This window comes from Sphingorhabdus sp. (genome assembly GCF_044239665.1).
GTDB lineage: Bacteria > Pseudomonadota > Alphaproteobacteria > Sphingomonadales > Sphingomonadaceae > Sphingorhabdus_B.
Genome location: NZ_JBIIBA010000045.1, coordinates 1 through 8041, shown reverse-complemented (window position 1 = coordinate 8041; position 8041 = coordinate 1). Strand labels below are relative to the sequence as shown.

The following is an 8041-nucleotide window of genomic DNA, read 5'->3' as shown; positions in this document are numbered from 1 at the left end:
CACCGAAAAAGTCCTTATATTTCGCATCAAGATAGCCAAGATTTCCATTGAGAGTGAAGCCATCAAACAACTGAGCTGTCAAATCAAGTTCGAAGCCCCTGAACTCAGCTGAGGACGCGTTGATCGTGCGGTTCTCACGTCCCGTTGATGTGCCAGGTGCTGGAACGTCCAGATCCTGCTGCATATCTTTATACTTCATTATGAAAGCTGACCCGTTCAATCGAACGCGGTTGTCCGCAAGTTCGGTTTTGAAGCCGATTTCATAATTGTCGAGTGTTTCAGGATCATAAGGGATGGTTGCCGCACTAAGCGTCGCAGGACGCCCATTGAAGCCGCCTCCACGATAGCCGCGTGACCACAAGCCATAGACCATAGAGTCGTCAGAAAGTTCGTAGCGGAGCGAAACCCGCGGTGTGAACTTTTTCCAGCTTTCTTCGGCCGGCTTTGCCATCTTTATGGTTCCAGGAAGCGTAGCAACTGGATTTGCTTCAATCAGAGTTCCATAAATTTTGACTGGCAAGTCATTGACGATGCTGGACTTCTTGTCCTTCGTATATCTCGCCCCAACCGTCAGCGTGAGCTTTTCCATGAGATCATAGTCGCCCTCGCCATAGATTGCCCATGACTTGTTGGTCTGCGTGACATCTTGTGCACTGGTAAGCAGTGGCGGTCCAGCAAAGCCGATATAGTTCTTCAGATTGATCGTATATTCCGAATCCCACAGATAGGCACCCAGAACAAATGTCGCTGGGCCTGTGCCACCCTTGGTGAGACGCAATTCGTTCGTGGTCTGGCGCCAACGCGCAGGACGATCCGTGTGATACAGCGTAAATGGTGTGGTGTCGAAGTCCTGCGTGATTGTCTCGTCTGTTTTCAACCAGCCGAGAATATAATCGATCTGCATATCGGATCCGACATCATAGGTCGCTTTGGCGACTGCCATGTCGAGCTTAAATGTCGCGTTTTTGTCCAGCCGTCCGTCAGAGACGCTCACATAACGATCGCCCGATGTGGGAACGCCGGGCTTTGGTGAGCACTGGGCATATGCCGCACAGAACAAGTCGGTCGACTTATTAACAGCAAGCAATTGTGGCGGATCCTGCTTGGTTTTCTGATGATCGTAGCTGACTTGGATGTCGAGATTTTCGGTCGGCTCAAACAACAGTGCGCCTGAAACAGCGTAGAATTCAGACCGCTGCCCTGGTTGTTTAAAGAATTTATTATACATATAGCCGTCGGACTTTTCATAAGCGCCGCTGACTTTGACCGCTACATTATCTGAAAGACCGGTGCTGGTAACGCCTTCGATCTTAAATGTGTCAAACCGACCATAAGTCGCGCGCGCCTTTCCAGTAAGATCATAAGTTGGTCGCGAGCGCGCGAGATTGATTACGCCACCAGTGGCGTTGCGTCCGAACAATGTGCCTTGTGGACCACGCAGAACCTCAACACGATCAATATCGATCGCCTTGAGCAAGCTGCCTGAACTCTGTCCGATGTAGATATCATCAAAAACAACGCCGACAGCTGGATCGACTGACTTTTCGACGTCCCCGACGCCGATACCACGGATGTAAATAGCCGCAACGCCGCCTGGACCTTGCTGCGTATCATCAATAACGATATTCGGTGACGCGCCGGCAAAGTCACGTATGTCGGAATCAAAGCGCCTTTCCAGTTCGCCAGCAGACAGCGCGCTGACCGATGCAGGGACGTCCTGCATGTTTTCGTCGCGCTTACGGGCTGTCACAAGGATTTCTTCCAACCCCTGCGTTTCTGCCTGCGTTTCCGTGTTTGTTTCCTGCGCACTGACTACTGACGCAGGATATAATATGATTGCAGCGGTGGTAAGCAGCCGCGTGATTTTTATACGATCTATCATGATCATTCCTCTCCAAAAACGGGCGCATGATTTGATCGCGATCTCCCCTACAGATGTCGCAATTTACGCTCCATGGTTCAGGATGCCTCACTTGCTTGTCATCGACAAGTAAATTCTGTAATAAGAATGAATAATATTATGATGCGGCTTTTATCTCTTTGTAATTAAGATAATAATTTTCATTATTTCAATACGAGACCATTCTTGCTTGTTCTCAACTAGTAACTATGCAACAAAGATTCGGAAGGGTTATATCAGCCGTGGGAAAGAGTAGCATAAGAGTCGGGCGTCCAAGTAAAGCGGCTCCAAACTCGAGTGGTGCAAGAGAAGCAAGTGAAGTGCAGGCCGTATATGTGTCTGACGCGGAACAACGGAGCGAATGTGCCTGAAAAGCAGGTCAATGAATATGGTTGGAACCAACAAAGTAAGGAAACTATTTACTGATGGCATGGGATTTTTCAAACGAGCCTGAATTTGAACTGCAACTGGAATGGATGCGCGGGTTTGTTGCCGAGGAGATAGAGCCACTCGATCTGGTGTTTCGCGATCCTGGGGCGCATGTTGATCCGCGGTCTCGGGCTGCGCGTATCATGGCGCCGCTGAAGGAAGAGGTCAAAAAACGCGGCCTTTGGGCCTGCCATCTAGGTCCTGAACTTGGCGGAAGAGGGCTGGGGCAGCTGAAGCTTGGGCTGATGAACGAAATCCTGGGCCGCAGTCGCTTTGCGCCTACTGTTTTTGGGACACAGGCACCTGACACAGGAAATGCGGAGATACTTGCGCGCTTCGGCACGCCCGAACAAAAGGCAAAATATCTCCAGCCACTGCTCGATGGTGAGATTGTTTCCTGCTATTCGATGACTGAACCGCAGGCTGGCGCTGATCCCGGCGAATTCACTTGCAAGGCGCATCTAAGTGGCGGCGAATGGGTGATTGAGGGCGAGAAATGGTACGCTAGTCACGCGTGCATTGCTGAGTTCCTGATTGTCATGGTCATCACTGATCCGGATGTTCCGGTGCATGAGGGCTCGACGATGTTAATCGTGCCGCATGACACGCCAGGACTTGAGATAATACGAAATACCGCCGTTGGTCCAAAGGATGAGATTGGCAGCGGTGTCCATGGCTATCTTCGTTTCACCAACTGCCGCGTGCCTCAGGCGAACCATCTTGGTCCGATCGGCGCTGGCTTTAAGGTGGCACAGTCGCGCCTTGGGGGTGGTCGTATCCATCACGCAATGCGGACTGTGGGAATGCTGAATAAAGCGATGGAATATATGACAGAACGCGTTGTTAGCCGTACCACCAAGGGTGAGCGTCTGGCCGACAAGCAGATGGTCCAAGAAAAAATCGCCGACAGCTACACGCAGATTCTGCAATTTCGCTTACATGTCCTCTATGCCGCGTGGCTGCTCGACCGCGATCAGGCCTATACCCGTCCCGTGAGGCGCGAGATCAGCGCAATTAAAGCCGCCATGCCTGGCGTGCTGAAGGACGTTGTGTATCGCGCACTGCATCTGCATGGCTCGCTTGGTATGTCGAACGAAACGCCATTGATGGATATGTGGCAATATGTGCCCGAAATGGGGATTGTCGATGGACCGACCGAGGTGCACAAAGTCGGCGTGGCGAAGGACATATTGAGAGATGTTCAGCCGTTCCCTGGGCCTTTCCCGAGCTATCATGTGCCAGCCCGTCTTGCCGCAGCACGAGAGAAATTCGCCGCATATCTTGACTGATGTGCAATATCTCAAGGAATTGATATGACAGAGATCTCTAATATCGAACAACGTTTTGACCGTGTTGAGAGCCGGTTTGCGATGCATGATTTGGTTAGTGATTATTGCCATGGTTTCGACAAGCGCGACTGGGAACGCTTCAGTGCAATATGGTGGCCCGATGCCATATGGGACATTGGCCCTCCTTTTGGTAGCTTCGAAGGTTTGGACGGCATTGCCCATGTCACCAAGGATATTCTGTGGGACGCTTGGCTTGCCTCCAGTCACTTTACCACTAATCTTGTTATCTCCTTTGAAGGGGATGACCGCGCTACTGGCCTTTGTGACGTGGACTGCATTGGCACTACATCAGATGGTCAGGCGCAAACCGTCAGTGCGACTTATTTTGATAGGTTTGAAAGGCGCGAGGGCGTCTGGAAAATCGCGCACCGGAAGGTGAAGATGCACCACTTCAATCCGCTTCCCGGCGTCACCCTGTCGCCGCCTGCATAGGAGCTTTTATGGCTTATTTTGAAACTGATACTGGTGGCCGAGTGTATTTTGAGCACCATCGTGCGCCCGGATTGCCGGTCGTGCTGATCCACGGTTGGGGCATGTCTGGAGATTATTGGGCTTCGGCTGTCGAGGGGCTCCTTGCTGCGGGACATGGTGCCATTGTGATTGATCACCGCGGCTGTGGTCGTTCCGACCGGGATTTTACCGATATGTCGATCGCTGCAATCGCTGGCGATGTGGCTGCGATCATCGATCGCTGCGATGTACCGCGGGTCGTGCTAAATGGCTGGTCCTTGGGCGGCGCTGTGGCCGTTGCCGCTGCCGCATTGCTCGGTAATCGTGTCGCAGGACTTATTCTGACCTGTGGGGCATCGCCGCGTTATGTGCAGGGTGACGGGTTTCCGCACGGCGGAATGCCTGAAGACGTTCTGGCAATCGCTGGCGCAATTACCGCTGATCGCCCCGGCTTTTTCCGGGCGCTGGCGGAAGGCGCATCGGGTGAAGGCGCAAGCGAGGCAATGATTGGATGGGTCGAGCGCGGGTTCTTGGCAACTGCGCCGCGCGCGAGCGAAACACTTGCCGGTCTTGCGACGCTTGACCAGCGTGAACTGCTGGCATCTTTTAACTTCCCCGTCCTGTCGATTGGCGGAACAAAAGATACAATCGCTGACCCTGCGATTGCAGGCTTTGCCGCAAACTGCGCTGCGAATGGAACGCTTCTAACAATGGACACAGGACATTCCCCACAGCTCGAGAATCCTTCTGCCTATAATGAGGCACTGCTCGCATTTTTAAAGGATTTAATCTGATGTCTACTGCTCCGCTTGACGATTTAGCCGCCTTGTTGGCGCCGCTGCATACACCGTTTGCGTGTAAGTCGCTGAAAGCTCCAAACCGTTTTTGCATGGCGCCGATGTCGCGTTATTTTGCTCCGGGGGGCGTATTAGGGGACGATGGGGCAGAATATTATCGCCGTCGTGCCGCAGGTGGCGTCGGTACGATTATAACTGAGGGCACTGGAGTGGCGATTGATCACGCTGTTGCCGCAGACAATATCCCGCTATTTGATGGCGAGGAACCACTTGCCGGATGGAAGGGCGCAATTGATGCCGTCCACGCCGAAGGCGGGATGTTTGTTCCGCAATTATGGCACGTCGGCGGTTGTATGGATTTCAACTTCCCCGATTCACCCCATGCTCCGTTGGTTAGTCCGTCAGGCTTCGCTGGACCCGACATTGAGGGTGGTCGCGCCATGACCCAACAGGATATTGATGATACCATCGCTGCCTTCGCAAAATCTGCCCGCTTGGCAAAAGAGATTGGATGCGACGCAATCGAATTGCACGGGGCCCATGGGTATATTTTTGACCAATTCTTCTGGGATCGAACCAATCTGCGAAATGATCGCTATGGCGGGCCGGACATTGCGGACCGCGTCACATTTGCGGCCGAGGTTATTGCCGCCTGCCGAGCAGCGGTAGGTGAAGATTTTGCTATCATCTTTCGTGTCTCACAATGGAAGACCTATGACTATGATGTAAAACTCGCCGCCAATCCGGACGAGATGCACCGTTGGCTCGACCCGCTGGCCCGCGCTGGGGTGGATATTTTCCATGCTTCGCAGCGCCGTTTCTGGGAACCGGAGTTTGAAGGCGACCACAAAAATCTGGGTGGTTGGATCAAGGAGGTCACGGGTAAGCCAGTGATCACCGTAGGATCAATCGGCATGGATCGAGATTTGATGCAGGATTTTGTCGAAGGCGTATCGTCTCCCATGTTGGGTCGCCTGGAGGATCTTGTAAAGATGTTCGAGCGCAACGAGTTTGATCTCGTCGCACTGGGTCGAGTTCTTCTTGCAGATCCCAACTGGCTGGAAAAGGTAGAGCAGGGACGGATTAACGAGCTAACGCCCTATAATCGCGATACGGCGCTCAAGAACTACGAACATTAATAATCCGAGGTTCGAAACTCCAAGGAGGTCAGGACCCGACGATTGCAGATGTTACCCCCTTTCAGGGGGCGACGGCGCTCGATGCGTCCAGCATCTGCAATGACGTTTTGCTAAAAGGAAAACAAGATATGCGTCAAATCGATCATTTCATCAGCGGTGGTGCAGGCGCCAGCGCATCGCGTTTTGGTGACATAATGGATCCCAATAATGGCGGCGTGCAAGCGCAGGTCGCTTTAGGTGACGCAAGCGTATTGGAGCGCGCAGTACAGGCGGCATTGGCGGCGCAGCCTGCGTGGGCGATGACCAACCCGCAGCGCCGCGCGCGGGTGATGTTCGAATTCAAGCGTCTTGTTGAGGCCAATATGGACGATCTGGCGCATATGCTGAGTAGCGAGCATGGCAAGGTCATTGCCGACAGCAAGGGCGACATTCAGCGCGGGTTGGAAGTCATCGAATTTTGCTGCGGCATCCCGCATGTGATGAAGGGTGAATATAGCCAAGGCGCTGGCCCTGGTATTGATGTCTATTCGATGCGCCAGCCCATCGGCATTGGCGCAGGTATCACACCGTTTAACTTTCCCGGCATGATCCCCTTGTGGATGTGCGGTCCTGCCATAGCGACGGGCAATGCCTTTATCATCAAACCAAGCGAGCGTGACCCAAGCGTGCCGGTGCGCTTGGCCGAACTATTTATTGAGGCTGGCCTGCCTGAAGGCATCTGCCAAGTCGTGCATGGCGACAAAGAAATGGTCGACGCTATTTTGGACCATCCAGCCATTGGCGCTGTTAGCTTTGTCGGTTCCTCCGACATTGCGCATTATGTTTACAATCGCGGCGTTGCCAACGGCAAGCGCGTGCAAGCCATGGGCGGCGCGAAGAACCATGGCATCGTCATGCCCGATGCGGATTTGGACCAAGTGGTCAATGACTTGGCTGGCGCTGCTTTTGGTTCAGCAGGCGAACGCTGCATGGCGCTGCCTGTGGTCGTGCCCGTTGGCAATGACACAGCAGAGCGTTTGAAGGCTAAGCTCATTCCGGCCATCGAAGCCTTGCGCGTGGGCATCTCGACCGATGCCGAAGCGCATTATGGCCCAGTTGTCACCGCGCAGCATAAGGCAAAGGTTGAAGGCTGGATCCAGACGTGCGTTGACGAAGGCGGCGAGTTGATCATCGATGGCCGCGGGTTCAAGCTGCAGGGGCATGAAGAAGGCTATTTCATTGGCCCCACTTTGTTCGATCATGTCACCACCGACATGGAAAGCTATAAGGAAGAAATCTTCGGCCCCGTTCTACAAATGGTGCGCGCGGCCAATTTTGAAGAAGCCTTATCGCTGGCCAGCAACCACCAATATGGCAATGGCGTTGCGATCTTCACCCGCAACGGCCACGCAGCGCGTGAGTTCGCCGCGCGCGTCAATGTCGGCATGGTTGGCATTAACGTGCCCATCCCGGTCCCTGTTGCCTATCACAGCTTTGGTGGCTGGAAACGCTCTGCCTTTGGCGACACCAACCAGCATGGCATGGAAGGCGTCAAATTCTGGACCAAGGTCAAAACCATCACACAGCGTTGGCCCGATGGATCGCCTGACGGCGGCAACGCATTCGTCATTCCGACTATGGGGTAAGGCTGCAAAGCTGATGGCTGCTGCGCTTATGCACTCTCACGCCGCGTTACGCGCGGTAAAGGCGTTGCCTTTCAGTCCATCGGCGAGGCGGAGCGATATGAGTATTGCGCCGTTTCTTGAACGCACATCGAAATCCTAGAGGTAGGCTGCTATGCAAAACCAGTTTGAACTCACGGACGATCAAATCGCCATTCAAGATATGGCGCGCAAATTCACAGCGGATGCGATCACGCCTTTTGCTGCGGAATGGGACGAAAAGTCGCATTATCCGGTCGATGTGTGGAAAGCGGCTGGCGCGCTTGGCTTTGGCGCGATTTATGTGTCTGAAGAATCGGGTGGCACGGGATTAGGC

At 53.6% G+C, this 8041-nt stretch carries 7 protein-coding genes; 6 read left to right on the top strand and 1 reads right to left on the bottom strand.

The genetic code is table 11. The features are described from left to right. Positions 1–1882: TonB-dependent receptor (locus ACILP3_RS10180; protein ID WP_395616521.1), on the bottom strand; the 1882-nt coding region annotated here is incomplete at its 3' end. Between the two features lie 443 nt (positions 1883–2325). Between ACILP3_RS10180 and ACILP3_RS10175 the strand changes: the two genes are divergently transcribed. From ACILP3_RS10175 to ACILP3_RS10150, 6 genes are all read left to right on the top strand, one after another. Next, a complete protein-coding gene (locus ACILP3_RS10175) occupies positions 2326–3618 on the top strand; it encodes an acyl-CoA dehydrogenase family protein (protein WP_395616520.1) in 1293 nt (430 codons plus the stop codon). 24 nt (positions 3619–3642) lie between these two features. Further along, positions 3643–4110, top strand: coding sequence for a nuclear transport factor 2 family protein (locus ACILP3_RS10170; RefSeq protein ID WP_395616519.1), 468 nt, complete (start codon positions 3643–3645; stop codon positions 4108–4110). 8 nt (positions 4111–4118) lie between these two features. Further along, the gene (locus ACILP3_RS10165; RefSeq protein WP_395616518.1) at positions 4119–4922 is read left to right on the top strand and encodes an alpha/beta fold hydrolase; all 804 of its coding nucleotides are present in this window, start codon (positions 4119–4121) and stop codon (positions 4920–4922) included. After that, complete coding sequence (locus ACILP3_RS10160; RefSeq protein WP_395616517.1) at positions 4922–6064, top strand: NADH:flavin oxidoreductase; 1143 nt, start codon at positions 4922–4924, stop codon at positions 6062–6064. Before ACILP3_RS10165 ends, ACILP3_RS10160 begins: the two co-directional genes overlap by 1 nt. A gap of 128 nt (positions 6065–6192) precedes the next feature. Then, positions 6193–7689 (top strand): CoA-acylating methylmalonate-semialdehyde dehydrogenase, encoded by a 1497-nt coding sequence (locus ACILP3_RS10155; RefSeq protein WP_395615168.1) that lies wholly within the window; start codon positions 6193–6195, stop codon positions 7687–7689. A 151-nt stretch (positions 7690–7840) separates the two neighbouring features. After that, positions 7841–8041 (top strand): acyl-CoA dehydrogenase family protein (locus ACILP3_RS10150; protein WP_395616516.1); only part of this gene is annotated, 201 nt, incomplete at its 3' end.